Origin of the sequence: Pantoea sp. B270, from assembly GCF_018726825.1 — a bacterium.
Lineage (GTDB): Bacteria > Pseudomonadota > Gammaproteobacteria > Enterobacterales > Enterobacteriaceae > Pantoea > Pantoea dispersa.
This window is the reverse complement of sequence record NZ_JAHCSX010000001.1, coordinates 2,414,244-2,434,730: the sequence shown is the minus strand read 5'-3', so window position 1 is coordinate 2,434,730 and position 20,487 is coordinate 2,414,244. Positions and strand designations below refer to the sequence as shown.

At 57.9% G+C, this 20,487-nt stretch carries 18 protein-coding genes; 10 read left to right on the top strand and 8 right to left on the bottom strand.

What is annotated here, in order from left to right; genetic code table 11:
• Positions 1–12: 12 nt before the first annotated feature.
• The 3 genes from KOL70_RS11680 (at position 13) to ilvA (ending at position 4,405) form a co-directional block, all read left to right on the top strand.
• On the top strand, positions 13–942 hold the full coding sequence (locus KOL70_RS11680; protein ID WP_021507916.1) for a branched-chain amino acid transaminase: 930 nt from the start codon (positions 13–15) through the stop codon (positions 940–942).
• 61 nt (positions 943–1,003) lie between these two features.
• Complete coding sequence (ilvD, locus tag KOL70_RS11675) at positions 1,004–2,854, top strand: dihydroxy-acid dehydratase (RefSeq protein WP_021507915.1); 1,851 nt, start codon at positions 1,004–1,006, stop codon at positions 2,852–2,854.
• A gap of 6 nt (positions 2,855–2,860) precedes the next feature.
• Positions 2,861–4,405: a threonine ammonia-lyase, biosynthetic gene (gene ilvA, locus KOL70_RS11670; RefSeq protein WP_058759907.1), complete on the top strand. Its 1,545-nt coding sequence runs from the start codon at positions 2,861–2,863 to the stop codon at positions 4,403–4,405.
• A 1-nt stretch (position 4,406) separates the two neighbouring features.
• Here the strand turns inward: ilvA and ilvY are convergent, their stop codons facing one another.
• A complete protein-coding gene (gene ilvY, locus KOL70_RS11665; protein WP_021507913.1) occupies positions 4,407–5,288 on the bottom strand; it encodes an HTH-type transcriptional activator IlvY in 882 nt (293 codons plus the stop codon).
• Between the two features lie 162 nt (positions 5,289–5,450).
• On the opposite strand from ilvY, the gene ilvC reads away from it, so the two are divergent.
• Positions 5,451–6,926: a ketol-acid reductoisomerase gene (gene ilvC / locus KOL70_RS11660; protein ID WP_021507912.1), complete on the top strand. Its 1,476-nt coding sequence runs from the start codon at positions 5,451–5,453 to the stop codon at positions 6,924–6,926.
• A 310-nt stretch (positions 6,927–7,236) separates the two neighbouring features.
• Here ilvC and KOL70_RS11655 read toward each other — a convergent pair whose 3' ends face one another.
• The 3 genes from KOL70_RS11655 to KOL70_RS11645 all read right to left on the bottom strand — a co-directional run bounded on the left by KOL70_RS11655 (position 7,237) and on the right by KOL70_RS11645 (position 10,812).
• The gene (locus KOL70_RS11655; RefSeq protein WP_021507911.1) at positions 7,237–8,571 is read right to left on the bottom strand and encodes an MFS transporter; all 1,335 of its coding nucleotides are present in this window, start codon (positions 8,569–8,571) and stop codon (positions 7,237–7,239) included.
• Positions 8,572–8,860: 289 nt separating this feature from the next.
• Complete coding sequence (gene yhjD / locus KOL70_RS11650; RefSeq protein WP_058759376.1) at positions 8,861–9,862, bottom strand: inner membrane protein YhjD; 1,002 nt, start codon at positions 9,860–9,862, stop codon at positions 8,861–8,863.
• A gap of 50 nt (positions 9,863–9,912) precedes the next feature.
• Complete coding sequence (locus KOL70_RS11645; RefSeq protein ID WP_031279769.1) at positions 9,913–10,812, bottom strand: LysR family transcriptional regulator; 900 nt, start codon at positions 10,810–10,812, stop codon at positions 9,913–9,915.
• 115 nt (positions 10,813–10,927) lie between these two features.
• On the opposite strand from KOL70_RS11645, the gene KOL70_RS11640 reads away from it, so the two are divergent.
• Positions 10,928–11,686, top strand: a complete 759-nt coding sequence (locus KOL70_RS11640; RefSeq protein ID WP_021507908.1) for an SDR family NAD(P)-dependent oxidoreductase — start codon at positions 10,928–10,930, stop codon at positions 11,684–11,686.
• Positions 11,687–11,736: 50 nt separating this feature from the next.
• Here KOL70_RS11640 and KOL70_RS11635 read toward each other — a convergent pair whose 3' ends face one another.
• Entirely contained in the window at positions 11,737–12,585 is an 849-nt protein-coding gene (locus KOL70_RS11635) for a PhzF family phenazine biosynthesis protein (protein WP_059011335.1), read from the bottom strand.
• 114 nt (positions 12,586–12,699) lie between these two features.
• On the opposite strand from KOL70_RS11635, the gene KOL70_RS11630 reads away from it, so the two are divergent.
• A complete protein-coding gene (locus KOL70_RS11630) occupies positions 12,700–13,323 on the top strand; it encodes a glutathione S-transferase family protein (RefSeq protein ID WP_058780243.1) in 624 nt (207 codons plus the stop codon).
• Here the strand turns inward: KOL70_RS11630 and KOL70_RS11625 are convergent.
• A complete protein-coding gene (locus KOL70_RS11625) occupies positions 13,290–14,780 on the bottom strand; it encodes a PLP-dependent aminotransferase family protein (RefSeq protein WP_058775178.1) in 1,491 nt (496 codons plus the stop codon). The genes KOL70_RS11630 and KOL70_RS11625 overlap by 34 nt on opposite strands.
• 135 nt (positions 14,781–14,915) lie before the next feature.
• Between KOL70_RS11625 and KOL70_RS11620 the strand changes: the two genes are divergently transcribed.
• Positions 14,916–15,503, top strand: coding sequence for a LysE family translocator (locus KOL70_RS11620; RefSeq protein WP_058759374.1), 588 nt, complete (start codon positions 14,916–14,918; stop codon positions 15,501–15,503).
• A 277-nt stretch (positions 15,504–15,780) separates the two neighbouring features.
• Here KOL70_RS11620 and mqo read toward each other — a convergent pair whose 3' ends face one another.
• Both mqo and KOL70_RS11610 read right to left on the bottom strand, forming a co-directional pair.
• Positions 15,781–17,391: a malate dehydrogenase (quinone) gene (mqo, locus tag KOL70_RS11615; protein ID WP_215480688.1), complete on the bottom strand. Its 1,611-nt coding sequence runs from the start codon at positions 17,389–17,391 to the stop codon at positions 15,781–15,783.
• A gap of 526 nt (positions 17,392–17,917) precedes the next feature.
• The gene (locus KOL70_RS11610; protein WP_010615729.1) at positions 17,918–18,163 is read right to left on the bottom strand and encodes a DUF1158 domain-containing protein; all 246 of its coding nucleotides are present in this window, start codon (positions 18,161–18,163) and stop codon (positions 17,918–17,920) included.
• 285 nt (positions 18,164–18,448) lie between these two features.
• Between KOL70_RS11610 and mntP the strand changes: the two genes are divergently transcribed.
• From mntP to KOL70_RS11595, 3 genes are all read left to right on the top strand, one after another.
• The gene (mntP, locus tag KOL70_RS11605) at positions 18,449–19,021 is read left to right on the top strand and encodes a manganese efflux pump MntP (protein ID WP_021507902.1); all 573 of its coding nucleotides are present in this window, start codon (positions 18,449–18,451) and stop codon (positions 19,019–19,021) included.
• A 119-nt stretch (positions 19,022–19,140) separates the two neighbouring features.
• Positions 19,141–19,218, top strand: a complete 78-nt coding sequence (gene azuC, locus KOL70_RS23805) for a stress response protein AzuC (RefSeq protein ID WP_125310475.1) — start codon at positions 19,141–19,143, stop codon at positions 19,216–19,218.
• 190 nt (positions 19,219–19,408) lie between these two features.
• Positions 19,409–20,245 (top strand): fumarylacetoacetate hydrolase family protein, encoded by an 837-nt coding sequence (locus KOL70_RS11595; RefSeq protein ID WP_058770907.1) that lies wholly within the window; start codon positions 19,409–19,411, stop codon positions 20,243–20,245.
• Positions 20,246–20,487 lie beyond the last annotated feature (242 nt).

Genomic DNA, 20,487 nt, shown 5'->3' with positions numbered 1-20,487 from the left:
AAGGAAATAACAATGAGTACGAAGAAAGCAGACTTTATCTGGTTCAATGGAGAGATGGTTAAGTGGGAAGACGCCAAGGTTAGCGTTATGTCTCACGCACTGCATTACGGCACCTCTGTGTTCGAAGGCGTTCGCTGCTACGACTCACACAAAGGTCCGGTGGTGTTCCGTCACCGTGAACACATGCAGCGTCTGCACGACTCCGCCAAAATTTACCGTTTCCCGATCAAAGCCAGCGTGGATGAGTTGATGGAAGCGTGCCGCGAAGTCATCCGCGTCAATAAACTGAAGAGTGCCTACATTCGTCCGCTGGCCTTTGTCGGCGACGTGGGCCTCGGCGTTAACCCGCCAGACGGCTTCACCACCGATGTGATCATCGCTGCGTTCCCGTGGGGGGCTTACCTGGGCGCCGAAGCGCTGGAGCAGGGCATTAACGCCATGGTTTCTTCCTGGAATCGCGTGGCGCCAAATACCCTGCCAACCGCGGCGAAAGCAGGCGGTAACTATCTCTCTTCCCTGCTGGTTGGCAGCGAAGCGCGCCGCCACGGCTATCAGGAAGGTATCGCGCTGGATACCCAGGGTTATATCTCCGAAGGGGCTGGCGAAAACCTGTTTGAAGTGAAAGACGGCATCCTGTTCACCCCGCCGTTCACCTCTTCAGCGCTGCCGGGCATCACCCGCGACGCAATCATCAAGCTGGCGAAGGATCTCGGTATCGAAGTGCGCGAGCAGGTGCTGTCACGCGAATCGCTGTACCTGGCGGATGAAGTGTTCATGTCCGGTACTGCCGCAGAAATCACGCCGGTACGCAGCGTGGACGGCATCCAGGTGGGTGAGGGCAAACGTGGCCCGGTGACCACCAAAATCCAGCAGGCATTCTTTGGCCTGTTCACCGGCGAAACCGAAGACAAGTACGGCTGGCTGGATCAGGTGAATCCATAACAAGACAGTAACGCGGGTGCAGCAGCGCCCGCGTCATTTTTCAGACTGGAGTAAATAGAGCATGCCTAAGTACCGTTCCGCCACCACCACCCATGGTCGTAACATGGCGGGTGCCCGTGCCCTGTGGCGCGCCACCGGAATGACCGACGACGATTTCGGTAAGCCGATTATCGCCGTGGTTAACTCCTTCACCCAATTCGTACCGGGCCACGTGCACCTGCGCGATCTTGGCAAACTGGTTGCTGAGCAAATCGAAGCCGCGGGTGGTGTAGCCAAAGAGTTCAACACCATCGCGGTGGATGACGGTATCGCCATGGGTCATGGCGGCATGCTGTATTCACTGCCTTCACGCGAGCTGATTGCCGACTCCGTGGAATATATGGTGAACGCCCACTGCGCCGACGCCATGGTATGTATCTCCAACTGCGACAAAATCACCCCCGGCATGCTGATGGCCTCGCTGCGCCTCAACATTCCGGTGATCTTTGTCTCCGGCGGTCCAATGGAAGCCGGTAAAACCAAGCTGTCAGACAAAATCATCAAGCTGGATCTGGTGGACGCGATGATTCAGGGGGCGAACCCGAACGTCAGCGATGCCGACAGCGAGCAGATTGAGCGTTCCGCCTGCCCGACCTGCGGCTCGTGCTCCGGCATGTTCACCGCCAACTCCATGAACTGTCTGACCGAAGCGCTGGGCCTGTCGCAGCCGGGCAACGGCTCGCTGCTGGCAACCCACGCCGATCGTAAAGACCTGTTCATCAACGCCGGCAAGCGCATCGTTAACCTGACCAAACAGTATTACGAGCAGGATGATGCGCGCGTGCTGCCGCGTAACATCGCCAGCAAAGCTGCGTTCGAAAACGCCATGACGCTGGATATCGCCATGGGCGGTTCCACCAATACCGTGCTGCACCTGCTGGCCGCCGCGCAGGAAGGCGAGATCGATTTCAACATTTCCGACATCGATCGCCTGTCACGTAAAGTGCCGCACCTGTGCAAAGTGGCGCCGAGTACACAGAAATATCATATGGAAGATGTGCACCGCGCGGGCGGGGTAATCGGTATTCTTGGCGAGCTGGATCGTGCTGGCCTGCTGCACACCGACGTACGCAACGTGCTGGGCCTCAACCTGCGCGAAACGCTCGATCAGTACGACATCATGCTGACCAAAGACGAAGCGGTGAAGAAGATGTTCCGCGCCGGCCCGGCGGGCATCCGTACTACCCAGGCGTTTTCACAGGATTGCCGCTGGGATACGCTGGATGACGATCGTCAGGAAGGCTGTATCCGCACGCGCGAACACGCATTCTCTCAGGATGGCGGTCTGGCAGTGCTGTACGGCAACATGGCGGAAGATGGCTGCATCGTGAAAACCGCCGGCGTCGACAAAGAGATCCTCACCTTTAAAGGTCCGGCAAAAGTGTATGAAAGCCAGGACGATGCGGTGGAAGCGATTCTCGGCGGCAAAGTGGTCGCCGGTGATGTGGTGGTGATCCGCTACGAAGGGCCGAAAGGCGGTCCGGGCATGCAGGAAATGCTCTATCCGACCACTTATCTGAAATCGATGGGCCTTGGCAAAAGCTGTGCGCTGATCACTGACGGACGCTTCTCGGGCGGTACCTCGGGCCTCTCCATTGGCCACGCATCACCGGAAGCGGCGAACGGCGGCACCATCGCGCTGGTTAAAGATGGCGACATCATTGAAATCGATATCCCGAATCGTGGCATTAAGCTGGCGGTACCGGATAACGAACTGCATGCCCGTCGTGAAGAAGAGGAAGCGCGTGGCGAAGCGGCTTATACGCCGCACGGTCGTGTGCGTCAGGTCTCCTTCGCACTGCGTGCTTATGCATCGCTCGCCACCAGCGCTGACAAGGGCGCGGTGCGCGATAAGTCTAAGCTGGGAGGCTAATCTCTGATGGCTGAGTCTCAACCGCTTTCCGCGTCGCCCAATGGCGCGGAGTATCTGCGCGCGGTGCTGCGTGCGCCTGTGTACGAAATTGCCCAGGTGACGCCGCTGCAAAAAATGGAAAAAATTTCGTCGCGTCTTGGCAACACCATTCTGGTGAAGCGCGAAGATCGCCAGCCGGTGCACAGCTTCAAGCTGCGCGGTGCCTACGCCATGATCGCCGGGCTGACGGAAGAGCAGAAAGCGCGCGGCGTGGTTACTGCTTCGGCGGGTAACCACGCGCAGGGCGTGGCGCTCTCGGCCAGCACGCTCGGCATCAAGTCACTGATTGTGATGCCAGTGGCGACGGCGGACATCAAGGTTGATGCAGTGCGCGCGTTTGGCGGTGAGGCTTACCTGTTTGGCGCCAATTTTGATGAGGCAAAAGCCAAAGCGATTGAGCTGGCGGAGCAGCAGGGTTACACCTTCGTGCCGCCGTTTGATCATCCGGCGGTGATTGCCGGACAGGGCACGCTGGCGATGGAGCTGTTGCAGCAGGATGCGCATCTCGATCGCGTGTTTGTGCCGGTAGGCGGCGGCGGCTTAGCGGCGGGTGTGGCGGTACTGATTAAACAGCTGATGCCGCAAATCAAGGTTATCGCGGTCGAGTCGCAGGATTCTGCCTGCCTGAAGGCGGCGCTTGATGCCGGCGAGCCGGTGGATTTGCCGCGCGTCGGGCTGTTTGCCGAAGGCGTGGCGGTCAAGCGTATCGGCAGCGAAACCTTCCGCCTGTGCAAAGAATACCTCGACGACATTATCACCGTGGACAGCGATGCCATCTGCGCGGCGATGAAGGATCTGTTCGAGGATGTGCGTGCGGTGGCGGAGCCTTCCGGCGCGCTGGCGCTGGCGGGCATGAAGAAGTACATCCAGCAGCACGACATCAAAGGCGAGCGGCTGGCGCACGTGCTGTCGGGCGCCAACGTTAACTTCCACGGTCTGCGCTACGTCTCTGAGCGCTGTGAACTGGGTGAACAGCGTGAAGCACTGCTGGCGGTCACCATCCCTGAGCAGCAGGGCAGCTTCCTGCGTTTCTGCCAGACGCTGGGCGGCCGCGCGGTAACCGAGTTCAACTACCGTTATGCCGATGCCGACAACGCCTGCATCTTTGTTGGCGTGCGTTTAACGCGCGGCCTTGAGGAGCGCAGCGAAATCATCAGCCAGCTGGCTGAAGGCGGCTATCAGGTGGTGGATTTGTCAGACGATGAGATGGCGAAGCTGCACGTGCGCTACATGGTGGGCGGACGCCCGTCAAAACCGCTGCGCGAACGGCTGTTCAGCTTCGAATTCCCGGAAGCGCCGGGCGCGCTGCTGAAGTTCCTGCAGACGCTGGGCGCGCACTGGAACATTTCACTGTTCCACTATCGCAGCCACGGCACCGATTTTGGTCGCGTGCTGGCGGCGTTCGAGATCAACGACAAAGAGCCGGATTTCGACACTCACCTCAACGCGCTCGGCTATGAGTGGCACGACGAGGCCAGCAATCCGGCGTTTCGCTTCTTCCTCGCCGGCTAAACTACAGCAGGTGCCAGAAAGCATTGATCAGCGGCTCCCCGAGCCGCTTTTTTTGTACGCATACGCCAAGCTCCAGCGGCGCCACTGACTCGACATTCTCCAGCGTCAGCACGCGATTGCGCACCGGTTCCGGACTGTTTTCCAGCACCACATCCGGCAGCAGCGCGATGCCGCAGCCGAGCGCCACCATCGACACAATCGCCTCATGGCCTGACACCGTGGCGTAAATCTGCGGGTTGGCAATCCGGTGGCGGCGAAACCATAAATCAATGCCGCGCCGCGCCGGCCCCTGATCCGGCAGGATAAAGGGAATCTGCGACCAGTCCGGCTGTTCCTGCGTCGCCTGGCTGCGCACCGGGCAGGGCAGCGCCGGGGCGATCAGCACCAGCGGGATCAAACCCAGTGGTGTAAAATCGATACTGGCGGGCAGCGACTCCGGCCGGCCGGCGATGGCCAGATCCGCTTCGCCGGACTGCACCATTTCAATGGCATCGGCAGCGTCGCCGGTGGTGAGTTTGATCTCCACCTGCGGATGCTCCGCGCGAAAGCGGTCGAGAATCGGCGGCAGATGGCTGTAGGCGGCGGTTACCGAGCAGAACAGGCGCAGCTCGCCGCTCAGCGACGGACCGTTCAGGTCCATGACATGGCGCAGTTGCTGATACTGCAGCAGGGTCTGCTGGGCGAACTGACGCAGCCGCTCACCGGCTTCGGTCAGCGTCACGGTGCGGTTGTCGCGCAGGAACAGCGCGTGTCCGACATCCTCTTCCAGCCGCTGAATCTGGCGTGATAATGTCGACGGGCTGACGTGCATGGCGCGCGCGGTGCGGCCAAAGTGGCAGCTTTCCGCCAGGTGAAGAAACAGTTTCAGGTCTCGTAAATCCATGCGCGTTTTGCCCTCAGCGTGATGTTGCAAATTCTGCAATGTGACGTTGTTAATATATCAATTTAAGCAACAGATTTCCTGTCATATGATGGGGTCATTCGCGGCGCTAAATCCGGCGCCGTTACTGAACAAAAGCAAACACAACATCTGAGCGGAGTACCCATGGCTAACTACTTCAACACATTGAATCTGCGCAATCAGTTAGCGCAGTTAGGCAAATGTCGCTTCATGTCGCGCGATGAATTCGCGGATGGCGCTAGCTTCCTGAAAGGTAAGAAAGTGGTCATCGTCGGCTGCGGCGCGCAGGGCCTGAACCAGGGTCTGAACATGCGTGACTCTGGCCTCGATGTGTCTTACGCACTGCGCGCTGAAGCCATCGCTGAGAAGCGTGCGTCGTTCCGTAAAGCCACCGAAAACGGTTTTAAAGTGGGTACTTACGAAGAGCTGATCCCGCAGGCGGATCTGGTGGTTAACCTGACCCCGGACAAGCAGCACTCTGCCGTTGTGCAGGCCGTTCAGCCGCTGATGAAAGACGGTGCCGCGCTGGGTTACTCTCACGGTTTCAACATCGTCGAAGTGGGCGAGACCATCCGTAAAGACATCACCGTGGTGATGGTGGCACCGAAGTGCCCGGGTACCGAAGTGCGTGAAGAGTACAAACGTGGCTTCGGCGTTCCAACGCTGATCGCTGTTCACCCGGAAAACGATCCAAAAGGCGAAGGCATGGCGATTGCCAAAGCCTGGGCTGCAGCTACCGGCGGCGACCGTGCAGGCGTGCTGGAATCGTCTTTCGTGGCAGAAGTCAAATCAGACCTGATGGGCGAGCAGACCATTCTGTGCGGTATGCTGCAGGCCGGTTCACTGCTGTGCTTCGACAAGCTGGTGGCCGAAGGTCACGACGCGGCGTACACCGAGAAACTGATTCAGTTCGGCTGGGAAACCATCACCGAATCGCTGAAGTTTGGCGGCATCACGCTGATGATGGATCGTCTGTCTAATCCGGCAAAAATCCGCGCTTACGCACTGTCTGAGCAGCTGAAAACCATCATGGCACCGCTGTTCCAGAAGCACATGGATGACATCATCTCGGGTGAATTCTCTTCCGGTATGATGGCTGACTGGGCGAACGACGACAAAAACCTGCTGACCTGGCGTGAAGAGACCGGCAAAACCGCGTTCGAAAATGCCCCGCAGTTCGAAGGCAAAATCGATGAGCAGGAGTACTACGACAAAGGCGTGGTCATGGTCGCGATGGTGAAAGCGGGCGTTGAGCTGGCGTTCGAAACCATGGTTGACGCGGGCATCATCGAAGAGTCAGCTTACTATGAATCCCTGCACGAGCTGCCGCTGATTGCCAACACCATCGCCCGTAAGCGTCTGTATGAAATGAACGTGGTAATTTCCGATACCGCAGAATACGGTAACTACCTGTTCTCCTTCGCGGCCGTTCCGCTGCTGAAAGAGTTCATGACCACGCTGCAGCCTGGCGATCTGGGCAAAGCGGTGGAAGGCACGCAGGTGGATAACGCGCAGCTGCGCGACGTGAACGAAGCGATCCGCCAGCATCCAATCGAAGCCGTTGGCCGCAAACTGCGTGGCTATATGACCGACATGAAACGCATCGCCGTCGCCGGCTAAGGCACGCGAGACACAGTTTTCAGCCCAATCAAACCCCGGCTTGCCGGGGTTTTTTTTATGTCTTATGTTTGAGTGCAGAAGAGTTTCTCTCACTATTTCCCTCACCCTAGCCCTCTCCCGCTGGCGGGAGAGGGAACCGTTTGGTGCGGGCTGATGTTTCTGCACTTATCCATCAACACCGCGCGGATACTCCCTCTCCCGTTTACGGGAGAGGGCCGGGGTGAGGGCCAGGGTGAGGGACACACCGCACCATCCCCACACCGCCAATAAAAAACCCGGCCGGAGCCGGGTTCTGTCAACACGCAATCAATCACACCGCTTCATACAGCGTCTGATGGCGTGTCTCTTTACAGGCGATCAGCGCGATCAGCGTCAGCACTGCCATGGAGGCCAGATAGAAGCCCACCGCCTGCAAGCCGTAGTTCGCATTCAGCCAGGTCGCAATATAAGGCGCTACCGAGGCACCAAGAATCGACGACAGGTTGTAAGAGAACGACGCACCGGTATAGCGAACTTCGGTCGGGAACAGTTCTGGCAGCAGCGCGCCCATCGGGCCGAATGTCAGACCCATAATACTCAGGCCGAGCAGCAGGAAGCCCATCACCAGAATCTGCGAGCCGGAGCCGAGCAGCAGCGGGAACATCAGCGCAAAGGCGATGATCATCAGCGTAATGGTGATCATCGTTTTGCGACGGCCAAAACGGTCCGCCAGCAGGCCGGCAATCGGCACCATCACGCCAAAACCGATCACCGCCACCATCAGCATCCACAGGAAGCTGTTACGCGAATAACCGAGACCAACCGGCGCCGGCGCGGTGCCGTAGCTCATCGAATACACCGTCATAATGTAGAACAGCGTGTAGGTCGCCAGCATGATAAACGTGCCGAGGATGGTCGCCGTCATATGCTTGCTCAGCAGCGTACCGATGGGGATCCGCACCTGCTTCTTCTCTTTCTGCACTTTGGCAAACACCGGGCTCTCATGCAGCGATACGCGCACATACAGACCGATAATCACCAGCACCGCAGAAAGCACAAACGGCACGCGCCAGCCCCAGTTCATGAACTGCTCATCGGTCAGCAGCCACGAGAGCAGCAGGAACGTGCCATTGGCAAAGAAGAAGCCAATCGGTGCGCCCAGCTGCGGGAACGAGCCGTACAGCGCACGTTTCTTCGCCGGGGCGTTCTCGGTGGCCAGCAGCGCTGCGCCGCCCCATTCGCCGCCCAGTCCCAGGCCCTGACCAAAACGCGCCAGCGCCAGCAGCAGCGGTGCCGCCACGCCAATGGTCTGATAACCCGGCAGCAGGCCGATCAGTACGGTAGAGACGCCCATGGTCAGCAGCGAGGCAACCAGTGTCGCTTTACGGCCCACGCGGTCGCCAAAGTGACCAAACAGCGCGGAGCCAATAGGGCGCGCAACAAAGGCAATAGCGAAGGTCGCCAGCGACTGCAGTGTGGCAACCGTAGCGTCACCCTGCGGGAAGAAGATATGCGGAAAAACGATTACCGCGGCGGTGGCATAGATATAGAAATCGAAGAATTCGATTGCAGTGCCAACCAGCGAGGCAACTACCACTTTACTGCGTGAGTTAACCGGTGTGCCGTCGTGTGGTTGGTCGGGTGTTTCGGAGATGGAGGCTTGCATAACTGTTTCTTAATTGTAAATGTAAACAAAGAATCTTACGCACCTGTTTTGCTGCATTCAATGACGAAAAACCGCGTCACACCGGGCTTTGGCGGCGAAAAAGAGGATAATTTCTGAGTTACGGCAATCGGCGGCGGATGGGAAGGGGAAGCGCGGCTTTTCTGGCGTGATTCTCTGCAAAAGGGCCAAATAAAAGTGACCCTTTAGCGTTTCCTGCTGGTTTTTGCTGCTTTAGTAGCCAGCAGGAAACATTTTTTGCTGTTGCGGCAAATGTAACTGAATTGTCGCGTTAGGCAGAGTGATGCGGCTGCGACATCTCGGGATCATCCTTGTATTTTGCGGTGGCGATCCACGCGGCGCAGAACAGCGTCAGACGCGCGAAAAAGTAGAAGAAGGCCATCAGCCCCAGCACCGATCCAAAGGCGGCACCGGAGGGCGACGTCGCCAGCTTCGGCAGCGTCAGCGTCATAACAAACTTGATCACCTCAAACCCAATCGCCGCCAGCAGCGTACCGCGCAGCAGCGCTTTTTTGCGTGGCTTGTGGCGCGGCAGGATCCAGAAAATCCACAGGAATAGCAGATAGTTGGCGAAGATGGAGATCGACAGCGCGATGATGGTCATCGCCGGCCGCAGCCACTCGATATCGCCCAGCCCCAGCGCATTCACGATCGCCGCCTGCGCTGCGCCGGCAATTGAGGTCAGGGACAGCGTTATCACCAGCGCCAGCATCAGACCCAGCAGCGAAACCAGGTCGCGCAGATACTTCTTCCACCACTTCTCCTGGTCATCGGGCGTGCGTTCCCATACGTCACGCGACTGGGCGCGTACCGCTTCGCGCAGGTTACCCATCCAGTTGATGCCGGAGTAGAGCGCCAGCAGCAAACCGGTCAGGCCGACGGTCGCGCGCTGCTGAATTGCGGTATTCACGGTATTTTTCAGCGTGGTGGCCAGCGTCGGGTCGCTGATGCTGTTAACGATTTTGTTGATCAACTCAGAAAGCAGGTCCTGATTGGACGCCAGCACAAAGCCGACCGCCGCAAAGGAGACCATCAAAATCGGTATCAGCGAAAGAAATGAAAAATAGGTGATCGCCGCACCAAACTGGCTGCCGAGGCGATCGTTAAAGCGCTCCAGCGCGCGCAGAAAGTGCGCCACTGCCGGGATCGCCTGAAACCAGGCGGCAAAGCGTGAGACGCGCCTGATCGAGCCATCCACCGTTTTGTTCCCGGTTTTGATATCAATCAGCGGCTTAGCTTCAGCCGCTGAGGCTTTTGTGGTTTTGTCCGTCATAGACCTTCTGCATCCTGTTCACAGCGAAAATAAAATTATAGCCTGCCCGTTCAGGTCACGTATTCCTGCAGCACCTGACTCAGCCACTCCATAAACACCCGCACGCGGCGCGCCACGTTGCGACGGTGAGGATAGAGCAGGGAAATCGGCATCGGTTTGGCCGGGAAGTGGTGCAGTACTTCGACCAGCTGGCCGGATTCCAGCAGCGGCTGCACGCCAATCGCCGGTACCTGAATAATGCCCAGCCCGGCAATACAGGCGGCGCGATAGGTCTCAGTGCTGTTTACCGTCACCACGCCGCCGGTCTGCACGTAGTGGCACTGTTTGCCATCAAAGTACTCAAAGCCCGGCGAGGGCTGCCCCAGCTGTTGGGTATAGTGCACCATGGCGTGCTGGCCGAGATCGTCCAGCCGCACCGGCATGCCGAAGCGGGAAAGGTAGCCAGGGCTGGCGCAGTTGATCAAGGCGTGCGAGCCAATTTTTCGCGCAATCAGGCCGGAATCTTTCAGTTCGCCAACGCGCAACACGCAGTCAAAGCCCTCGCGAATCACATCAACCTGGCGATCGCTGCTGCTCAGCTCAATCTCCACGCCCGGATAGTGCTGCAAAAACTCCGGCAGGCGCGGCAGGATAAAACCGGTTGCCATCGCCACCGACATATCGACGCGCAGCTTACCGCTCAGCGTGGCAGGATCGTGCTGGAACAGGCTGTCCATATCATCCAGCATCGACAGCAAATCCAGGCAGCGATCGTAATACACCAGCCCATCCTGGGTGAGATGCACACGGCGCGTGGTGCGATGCAGCAGGCGTGTACCCATCTGATTTTCCAGCGCCTGCAACTGGCGGGACACGCTGCCCTTGGGTAAACCCAGACTCTCAGCCGCGCGGGTAAAACTGCCCATTTCTGCCACCCGCACAAACACCTGCATAGCGTGAATTTTATCCATGTTGTTCACCGATTGTTGTTGTTAGTGAAACAGTGCTGTGTATTCCCCTGCGTTTATAGATCAATTATTCGCGAATATCCTTAATCCGTGTTCAATTTTCCAACCGGAGCGAAACATGTCTCATAAAATTGCATTGATTACCGGCGGTAACCGCGGTCTGGGCAAGAATGGCGCGCTGAAACTGGCCGCTAAGGGCGTCGATATTCTGTTTACCTGGCGCGGTCATGCTGAAGAAGCGCAGGCGGTCGTGAAGGAGATTGAGGCGCTGGGCGCGCGTGCGGTAGCGCTGCAGCTGGATGTGGGCGACAGTAAGCAGTTCGATGACTTTGCGGCGCGGGTTAAAGCAACGCTGAACGAGACCTGGCAGCGCGATAGCTTTGATTATTTAGTGAACAACGCTGGCCACGGTCATTACAAGCTGCTGGCCGAAACCAGTGAAGAGGAGTTTGATGCGCTGGTGAATGTGCATTTTAAAGGGCCGTATTTCCTGACGCAGAAACTGCTGCCGCTGATCGCCGATGGTGGACGCATCCTGAACATTTCCAGCGGTCTGACGCGCATGACGCTGCCGGGTTCAGGTACTTACGCCGCCATGAAAGGGGCGATGGAAGTGCTGACGCGCTATCAGGCGAAAGAGCTGGGCGAGCGCCGCATTCGCGTCAACATTCTGGCGCCAGGGGCGATTGAAACCGACTTTGGCGGCGGTCGCGTGCGCGACACCAAAGATCTGAACGCGCATATCGCTTCAGTGACCGCGCTGGGCCGCGTTGGTCTGCCGGATGACATCGGTGATGCCATCAGCGCGATCCTGAGCGACGAAACCGGCTGGATTACCGCCCAGCGTATCGAGGCCTCCGGCGGTCAGGCACTGTAAAAACATCGCGCTGCGACCGGATCGTGTAAACGAACGGAGCAGCGCCCGTTTTACACCTCAATCGTGCCATCAATCAGGGTGAGGGTTTGCCCGCCGATCCAGATTGTCTCACCGGCAAAACGCACCACAATGCGACCGGCACGCTGGATGGCGCTGCCCTGACGCGCGCAGTAATCCTGCCGCTGGCCCTGCGCCGCCAGATAGCGTGCCAGACAGGCGTTGGCGCTGCCGGTGACCGGATCTTCGACCAGGCTACCGTTCTCGACCAGCAGCGCGCGCACCTCGTACTGCGCCTCTGCATCCTGCGGCAGCGGGCCAAACAGGGCGATGCCGTTCACACCCGCATGCTGCTGCAGCCGCAGTAAATCGTCCGCCTGGGTGACCACCTCCAGCACCGCCTGCGCGCTGCTCATCGGAATCAACAGCCAGCGAATCCCCATATCCGCCACGGCTGGCGTCTGGCTGAGATCGAACGCGTCACTGTGCAGTGCGCTGCTCATCAGCGCATCGCTGAACGGCGTCAGGCTGGCGTCCGGCGCGGCAAAGGCCAGCGTACCGTCAGCGCCAATCTGCACCTCAACCAGGCCCACGCCGCACTCCTGCACAATCTTACCCGCTGTTTTCAGGGGCCAGCCGGCTTCCAGCAAGGCATGCGCGGTGCCAAGCGTGGGGTGTCCGGCAAACGGCAGCTCGCCGCCGGGCGTAAAGATGCGCACACGATAGTCGGCTGTGGCATCCTGTGGTGGCAGCACGAAGGTGGTTTCCGACAGATTGGTCCAGCGTGCGATGGCCGCCAGCTGTGCGTCGCTCAGACCCTGGGCATCCATGATCACCGCCAGCGGATTGCCGCTGAACGCGCCTGTGGAGAACACATCCACTTGTTTAAACGCCACCTGCATGTTTGCTCCTTTCCTCATTGAGGTTGTCTGAAATCCGGATTTACATCCTGCAGATTGCTTAAGGCGTCTAACAGGACTATGAATAGATTAACAATTCTGCCAGCGGAGTCCGCTATGTTAAAAATTCTGGGCCGTAACTCGTCAATCAACGTTCGTAAAGTGCTGTGGCTCTGTTCAGAGCTGGATATTGCCTGGGAGCACGAGCCGTGGGGCGAAGACCCGCAGTCGTTGCACTCACCGCAGTTTATGGCGCTCAATCCCAACGCCATGGTGCCGGTGATCATCGAAGATGACTTCGTGATGTGGGAGTCCAACGCGATTCTGCGCTACCTCGCCAACAGCAACGGCGGTGAATGGCTCTACCCGGATAATCCGCGCGCGCGTGCGCCGGTCGATCAGTGGATGGACTGGCAGGCCACCGAGCTCAACACCTCATGGCGCTATGCTTTTATGTCGCTGGTGCGCAATTCGCCAGCCCATCAGGATCCGCGCCTGCTGGCTGCCGCCGTCAAAGGCTGGAGCCACACCATGGGTATTCTTAATCAGCAGCTGGAAAAAACCGGGCGCTACGTCGCGGGCCGTAACTTTACCCTGGCCGATATTCCGGTTGGCCTGGCGGTGAACCGCTGGTTTGAAACCCCGCTCGACCATCCGGACTTTCCCGCCGTGCAAACCTATTACGAGCGGCTGACCGAACGCGAGGGTTACACCACCTGGGGCCGCAACGGTAAGCCCTGATCCTGACCCGGCGCGATACCGGTGATTTCACAGGCCAGCGCGCCGGTGCGTTTCAGTGCCCAGGTGTAACGCTCATCAAACGGATAGCAGCAGGAGAGACGCAGCGCATGGCGATAGCGATCGCTCAGTGAATAGAGCGCGCCCGGCGTGACGCAAATCTGCTCCTGCAACAGGCGATGGAACATCTCCACCGTGTCAACCTTGCCCGGCAGCTCGACCCAAAACACAAAGCCGCCGCGCGGCAGGGTAGCGCGCGTGCCCTGCGGGAAATGACGGGCAATGATGCCGCGCGCCGCATCCAGATTGGCGGCATAGCGACGCCGCAGCGAACGCAGATGGTGATCATAACCGCCGCTGGCGAGAAATTCGGCCAGCGTTTCGCTCAGCAGTTTTGATTCGGTCATCGACGATACCGCTTTCAGCCGCGCAATCGCCGGGTGGAAGCGGCCGGCAGCCGTCCAGCCCACGCGAAAATCGGGCGCGACGGTTTTGGTGAAGCTGGTGCAGTAAATCACCCAGCCGTCGCGGTCAAAGGCTTTGACCGGCGGCGACAGCGGCCAGTCAAACTGCAATTCGTCATACAGCCCATCTTCCAGCAGCGGAACGTGGTAAGTGTTCACTAACTTCGCGAGACGCTTTTTATTTTCCAGCGGCATCACGTAGCCCAGCGGATTCTGCGCGCCCGGCATGGCGATCAGCGCCTGAATGCGCTGCTCCTGTAGCAGCATCTCCAGCGCATCCAGCGACAGGCCGTTTTGCGGATCGGTGGGGATTTCCAGCGCCTTCAGCCCGAGTGAGGCCAGCAGCGGGAACAAAAAGAAGTAGGTCGGCGATTCAAGCCCGACGCAGTCGCCCGGCTTCGTCACCGCACGCAGCGCCAGCTGCAGCGCTTCCATGCAGCCGTGGGTCAGGGTGATGTCCGCGACAGTCAGATTCAGGCCGGTGTGCAGGCTACGGCGCGCAATCTCCTCCCGTAAGCGCTCACTACCCGGCGGAAGCGCGTAGCGACCAATGATGTCGTTATCGCGGCGAATAAGGGAGGCGGTAATGCGTCCCAGTTTCGCCGCCGGAAACAGCTCACTATCCTGCGGGCAGGCCAGCGAAATATTGGTGTAGTCGGGGTGATTCTGCGCGGCGAACACCTGCTCGATCAGTTCCAGTTTTTGCGTGCTGGGGTCATTAACGCTGGCGCTCATTGGCCTGAGCGGTCGCGTCACCGCGGGCAGCACGCCACGCACGTAGTAGCCCGACTGCGGACGGGCTTCTATCAGGCCGCGATCTTCAAGGATATGCCAGGCACTTAGCACGGTATTGATGCTGACCTGGTGCGACTGTGCCACGCGCCGGATGGCCGGCAGGCGCTTACCCGGCTTCAGCGTGCCCTGATGGATAGATTCGGCAAAACTGTCCGCCAGCTGCTGGTACAGCGTCTGGCCGGATGAGAGAGGAAGGGACACAAAAGCCTCCGCGCGCGATAGGTACAATTTAAAATTGCCTTAACTGTATCCATCACAATAGTGATTTTGTGTCTCTGTTGCCATTGTAATTTGCGCATTAGCATGGTGTTTCGTTGATTCTCAGGGAAACGCACCATGCTCGATCCATCCTTCTTTAGCTACGTTACAGTGATGTCGATTACACCGGGTCCGAACAATCTGTTACTGGCCACGTCCGGCGTCAATTTTGGCTTCCGGCGCACGCTGCCGATGCTGTTTGGCATCCTGCTCGGCTGTGCGTTACAGATGCTGCTGGCGAGCGTGGCGCTGGAGCTGCTGTTGCACTGGATGGCGTCGGTGCGGTTGCCGCTGACGGTGGTGGGATGCAGCTATCTGCTGTGGCTGTCGTGGAAAATCTTCCGCGCCGGTGCGCCGCAGCTGCGCGAACGTCCGCGTCCGATGACCCTGCTGGGCGGCGTGTGTTTCCAGGCGGTGAATCCCAAAGCCTGGCTGATGGTCACCAACGTGGCGCTGATGTACGCCAATAGTAACGGTGTGCTGGCGGTGCTGCTCGGCTTCGCCGCCCTCAACCTGCCGTGCATTTTAATCTGGGCAGCGCTGGGCGACCGGCTGCGCCATCACCTGCAGATTGCGTGGAAACGTCAGGCGTTCAACACGCTGATGGCGCTGTCGCTGGTGGCAACCACCGGCTGGATGCTGTATGACGCGCTGCTATTGAGCTGATGCCACGGCGTTGGATGGCGCGGTAAGCAGGGGCACAATATGGGGGGCTGGTCAGTTAACGAAGCCGTACGACGTACCCTGATGTAGCGGCGCGATTTATCGCGCAATGTGCAATGTATTGTGCCGCTAACAAACGTGCGCTTCCTGGTGAATAAATCTCAGGCTGAACCGTCAGGGATTGCGTCATCCAAAGGGCGACACCGTAATCAAAAAAAGAGGCCGCGATTGCGGCCTCAGTCAGGTCTGTATTTACCGGTGAAGGAACAGGCGTCGCCGCTTACTTGCCCACCACATGGGCGGTTTCACGGCCTTCGTCGTTGGCGGCTTCCGGCGTGATGACCGGTGCGTAATCCAGCTGCAGCACGCGACTGGTTTCGGCCAGCACCTTCTCGGTCAGCGCCACGTCGCCGTTCAGCTTGCGGCCCCACGACGGGATTACCGCGCGGATTTTGGTTTGCCACTCTGGCGAGCGCATTTGCTCCGGGAATACTTTCGCCATCAGCTCCAGCATAATTGGTGCTGCGGTGGAGGCGCCCGGTGACGCGCCCAGCAGCGCAGAGATCGAGCCGTCGGCCGAGGTGACCACTTCGGTACCGAGACGCAGCACGCCGCCCTCTTTCTCATCATTTTTGATGATTTGCACGCGCTGACCGGCCGTAACCAGCTTCCAGTCTTCCTGTTTAGCCTGCGGCACATAAGCGCGCAGCGCTTCCATACGATCGTCATCGCTCTGCAGCACCTGATCGACCAGATATTTCACCAGATCGAAGCTTTTCAGCCCAACCTGCATCATCGGCAGCAGGTTATTGCTGTTCATCGCGCCGAACATATCCAGTAGCGAGCCCTGCTTGAGGAATTTAGTGGAGAAGGTCGCAAACGGGCCAAACAGCAGCACCTGCTTGCCATCCAGCACGCGGGTATCAACGTGCGGTACCGACATCGGCGGTGCGCCCACGCTGGCTTTGCCGTACACCTTCGCCATGTGCTGCGCCACCACGTCCGGGTTTTCCGTGACGAGGAACGAGCCGCCCACCGGGAAACCGGCGTAGCCTTTTACTTCCGGGATGCCGGTTTTTTGCAGCAGCGGCAGCGCCGCACCGCCGGCACCGATAAACAGCTGGCGCGCGGTCAGCACCCGCGACTCACCGCTGGCGAGGTTGTGCAGGCTTACCTGCCAGCGCCCATCGCTCAGGCGCTTGATATCGCGCACTTCCTGACGCAGACGCAGGCGGAAATTCTCTTTCTTCTCCAGCGCAGCAATCAGCTGGCGCGTCACTTCACCGAAGTTAACGTCGGTGCCCATGTCGGTCCAGGTGGCCGCCACTTTCTGCTTGCGGTCGCGTCCATTCATCACCAGCGGAATCCACTCAGCGATCTGGTCACGATCTTCGGAATAGTTCATGCCGCGGAACAGGGTGCTTTTCTGCAGCGCCTGGAAGCGCTTGCGCAGGAAAGCCACGTTGGCCTCGCCCCAGACAAAACTCATGTGCGGCGTGCTGTGAATAAAGCTTTGTGGATTACTCAGGTTGCCTTTCTGTACGTGATACGCCCAGAACTGGCGGGAAATCTGGAAGGATTCGTTAATCGCCACCGCTTTGGCAATGTCGATGCTGCCATCCGCTCTTTCGGGCGTATAGTTCAGCTCGGCCAGCGCCGCGTGGCCGGTGCCGGCATTGTTCCAGCCGTTAGAGGATTCGACCGCGACATCATCCAGCCGCTCGACCATCTCAATCGACCAGTCTGGCTCGAGATCCTGCAGCCAGGTGCCTAAGGTAGCACTCATCACGCCTGCGCCGATCAGCAGGACATCTACGTCTTTTCGTTCCTGAAGGTGTGTGCTTTCCATGCCAGCGGCGGCTAGCGCCAGATTTACCGCAGTGTTGCTCATGAGGCGACATCTCCTCTCTGTTGCCCTGAAGCTCAACAGGTTCGCAGGCGAAACAGCCACGCTTTTTGCAAGCGCGTTGCGCTATTTCTCAAAGGTTAAGACTCAGGTTTAAGCCATAGGTGTGATAACGGTTAACTGCACGTTATGCATATGCATTCGAATATAACATTCTCGTATCGGAATTAAACGTTTGTTTATTTTTTAAATGCAGAAATGATTCAGCATAAGAATTAATCAGCCCGACGGCGCTGTCATAAGGGATTTTTATCCCCTAATCAGGCAGTTATAGTAACGTAGTTGTTGCGGCAGTGTGAGGGAAATGGAGAGGGTTGATTTCACACGGTGAGCTGGATCACAAATTAACGCATTGAAAACGATAGGTTTTAGCGAAATTGATTTTTTATGCGGATTTTATGTTGCCTGATGTTTCGCCAGATCGTGTAAAAATAATGTTACATTTGTGTGACTTTTAATTTGGGCACCGTGTCAGGCGCCCGTCAGAAGAAAAATGCATCACGCGCACCGCTCAGCGCAGCTGGAACCAGCGGCGCCAGACGAAGCGGATAATGAAAAACTCAACGGTACCCAGCAGCAAAAACCAGACGCAGAACACCATGGTGTACAGCTGATTCACATCCTGCAGATGCAGAGCCTGCTGCAGCTGTTTTGCCAGCGCCACGCCAAACGAAGGGGCGGGCAGCAGTAGCGCCGAAAGAAAGCCCAGCAGCAGAATGCCGCCCGGGATGATCAGCGTTTCAAATGGGTTTTTCATCGCATCATTCCAAATCAGTTAGCGCGGGCATTAGCGCATAAAACTGCGGCGCGGTGCAATCCCCGCAGCAGCGTACGCTAAGAAATTTCTTCTATTCCATCCACTTAGCTGCAGAAATAGCGGCAGTTAAGAGTTATAGCCTTTGCTATACTTAAACCCATGATTTTGTTGTCTTTTTTTTGGCGGGTTGGCGTGCTAGACTGCGCGCACTTTTTCATTACTGAACCCGATATGCGGACAAAGTGCAGGCTTAATCGTCTTATTTCACCGCATTGACTGAAAACCATGACATTTATCGCAACCCTGATTCTGGCCTTTGGTATGTCGATGGACGCTTTCGCTGCAGCACTGGGCAAAGGCGCGTCGCTGTATCGTCCGGGTTTCAAAGAAGCATTACGCACAGGGCTGATTTTTGGCGTCATTGAAATGCTGACGCCGCTGGTGGGGTGGGCCATCGGGTTGGCTGCCAGCCACTACATTATGGCGTGGGATCACTGGGTGGCATTTGGTCTGCTGGGCATTCTTGGCGGGCGGATGATCATGGAAGGTTTCCGTCAGACGGCCGATGAGCCGTGCGAAGCGCCGCAGCGCCACGGCTTTATGGTACTGGCGCTGACGGCGGTAGCGACCAGCCTCGATGCGCTGGCGGTGGGGGTTGGCCTCGCGTTCCTGCAGGTTAACATTGTGCTCACCGCGCTCACCATCGGTGCGGCCACCACTATCATGGCGACCACCGGTGTGCTGGTCGGTCGCTTTATCGGTCCGGTAATGGGCAAATGGGCGGAAGTGCTGGGCGGCGTGGTACTGATCAGCATTGGCTGCACCATCCTGATTGAGCACTTAGGGCTGTTCCGTTAACGTCTGGCACGATGGGGTGGGCGCGTTTTTGTGATCTGGTTCAAAAATAATTGCGTGAAAAATGCGCGGGCGTTATAATTTTCGCGTAATTCTTCAACAATTTTTGTATCAGGTGCACCATGAAACGTTTTTTCCGCTCCGTGTTTCGCTCTTATGTTGAGACCTTCAAACACGTACCGCCGGGCGCCTTAAACTAAGCGCTCCGCCAGAAACCCTCGATAATCGCGGTCAGGGATCGACCTGTGGTTATCACCCGGCGCCGACCCCCTCTGCGCACCTCTGTCACCAAAACTCACAAACATTAATTACTTTACCCTCAGGTCATACCGCTTTTCCGTCTGGCTTTTGATAACCTGCGCGCAAATTCTCTATAACATTGAGGCCATCATGCAGCTGTGCAGTTTTTCTCTTATTGACCAGGCAAGAAAAAGTTATGGCATCGTGCAACCCGACGGCGTGATCGATCTCGGTGCGCGGCTGGGCGACAGCTGTCCGGATTTGAAAACTCTGCTACAGCGCGGTGGCCTGAGTGACCTGCAGGTGTACCTGAGCGAGCCGGTGGACTATGCCTTCAGCGCGATTCGCTTCCTGCCGGTGGTGGAAAACCCAGGCAAAGTCTTCTGCGTTGGTATGAACTATGCCGACAAGCGCCAGGAGTTTGCCGCCACGCTCGACGCGCCGACGCTGTTCGTACGCTTTGCCGATTCGCTGGCAGCACACGAGCAGCCCCTGCTGAAACCGGCGACCACGGCTGAATTTGATTACGAAGGCGAGCTGGCGGTGATCATCGGCAAGGCTGCTTATCAGGTAAAAGCCGCCGATGCGCTACAGCATATAGCGGGCTACAGCTGCTTTATGGATGCCACGGTGCGCGACATGCAGTTCACCTGGTTTACCGCAGGCAAAAACTGGCAGCAAACCGGCGGCTTTGGCCCGTGGATGACCACCGCCGACGACATCCCGGACCCGCAGCAGCTGGCGATCAAAACCTGGCTGAATCAGCGCGAAGTGCAGAACGATACCACGGCCAGCATGGTGCATCCGGTGGCGAAGATCATTGAATACATCTCGGCGTTTAGTCCGCTGTCACCGGGCGATGTCATCATCACTGGCTCACCGGGCGGCGTGGGGAAAAAGCGTACGCCACCGCTGTTTATGTTCCCTGGCGATGAGATCGAAGTGGAAATTGAGAAGATTGGTCGTCTGCGCCACCGCATCGTCTGACGTTTTGCTGCGCGGTGGCGAACGTTGCACTGCCACCGCGCTACCGCTTAAATAATTATTCAACAATACGAAATGTCCCGAATTTATATTTAAATGGCGCAGATTTAGTTATCAGGTTAAATAATTATTGTTAAGTTAATTTTCCTGCGATGTATTGCGTAAATATTTTTGTGATCGCCAACTAATTCCCTCGCTTTGCTATAGTTAAAATTAAAAGCAGCGGCGTATTATCGTCCACTGCC

Coding starts and splice junctions, on each gene's coding strand:
- ilvC (WP_021507912.1), top strand. CDS start 5,451: ATGGCTAACTACTTCAACACATTGAATCTGCGCAATCAGTTAGCGCAG.
- KOL70_RS11645 (WP_031279769.1), bottom strand. CDS start 10,812: ATGGATAAAATTCACGCTATGCAGGTGTTTGTGCGGGTGGCAGAAATG.
- KOL70_RS11635 (WP_059011335.1), bottom strand. CDS start 12,585: ATGCAGGTGGCGTTTAAACAAGTGGATGTGTTCTCCACAGGCGCGTTC.
- KOL70_RS11640 (WP_021507908.1), top strand. CDS start 10,928: ATGTCTCATAAAATTGCATTGATTACCGGCGGTAACCGCGGTCTGGGC.
- mntP (WP_021507902.1), top strand. CDS start 18,449: ATGACATTTATCGCAACCCTGATTCTGGCCTTTGGTATGTCGATGGAC.
- KOL70_RS11595 (WP_058770907.1), top strand. CDS start 19,409: ATGCAGCTGTGCAGTTTTTCTCTTATTGACCAGGCAAGAAAAAGTTAT.
- KOL70_RS11655 (WP_021507911.1), bottom strand. CDS start 8,571: ATGCAAGCCTCCATCTCCGAAACACCCGACCAACCACACGACGGCACA.
- yhjD (WP_058759376.1), bottom strand. CDS start 9,862: ATGACGGACAAAACCACAAAAGCCTCAGCGGCTGAAGCTAAGCCGCTG.
- ilvA (WP_058759907.1), top strand. CDS start 2,861: ATGGCTGAGTCTCAACCGCTTTCCGCGTCGCCCAATGGCGCGGAGTAT.
- KOL70_RS11620 (WP_058759374.1), top strand. CDS start 14,916: ATGCTCGATCCATCCTTCTTTAGCTACGTTACAGTGATGTCGATTACA.
- KOL70_RS11630 (WP_058780243.1), top strand. CDS start 12,700: ATGTTAAAAATTCTGGGCCGTAACTCGTCAATCAACGTTCGTAAAGTG.
- mqo (WP_215480688.1), bottom strand. CDS start 17,391: ATGAGCAACACTGCGGTAAATCTGGCGCTAGCCGCCGCTGGCATGGAA.
- ilvD (WP_021507915.1), top strand. CDS start 1,004: ATGCCTAAGTACCGTTCCGCCACCACCACCCATGGTCGTAACATGGCG.
- ilvY (WP_021507913.1), bottom strand. CDS start 5,288: ATGGATTTACGAGACCTGAAACTGTTTCTTCACCTGGCGGAAAGCTGC.
- KOL70_RS11680 (WP_021507916.1), top strand. CDS start 13: ATGAGTACGAAGAAAGCAGACTTTATCTGGTTCAATGGAGAGATGGTT.
- azuC (WP_125310475.1), top strand. CDS start 19,141: ATGAAACGTTTTTTCCGCTCCGTGTTTCGCTCTTATGTTGAGACCTTC.
- KOL70_RS11610 (WP_010615729.1), bottom strand. CDS start 18,163: ATGAAAAACCCATTTGAAACGCTGATCATCCCGGGCGGCATTCTGCTG.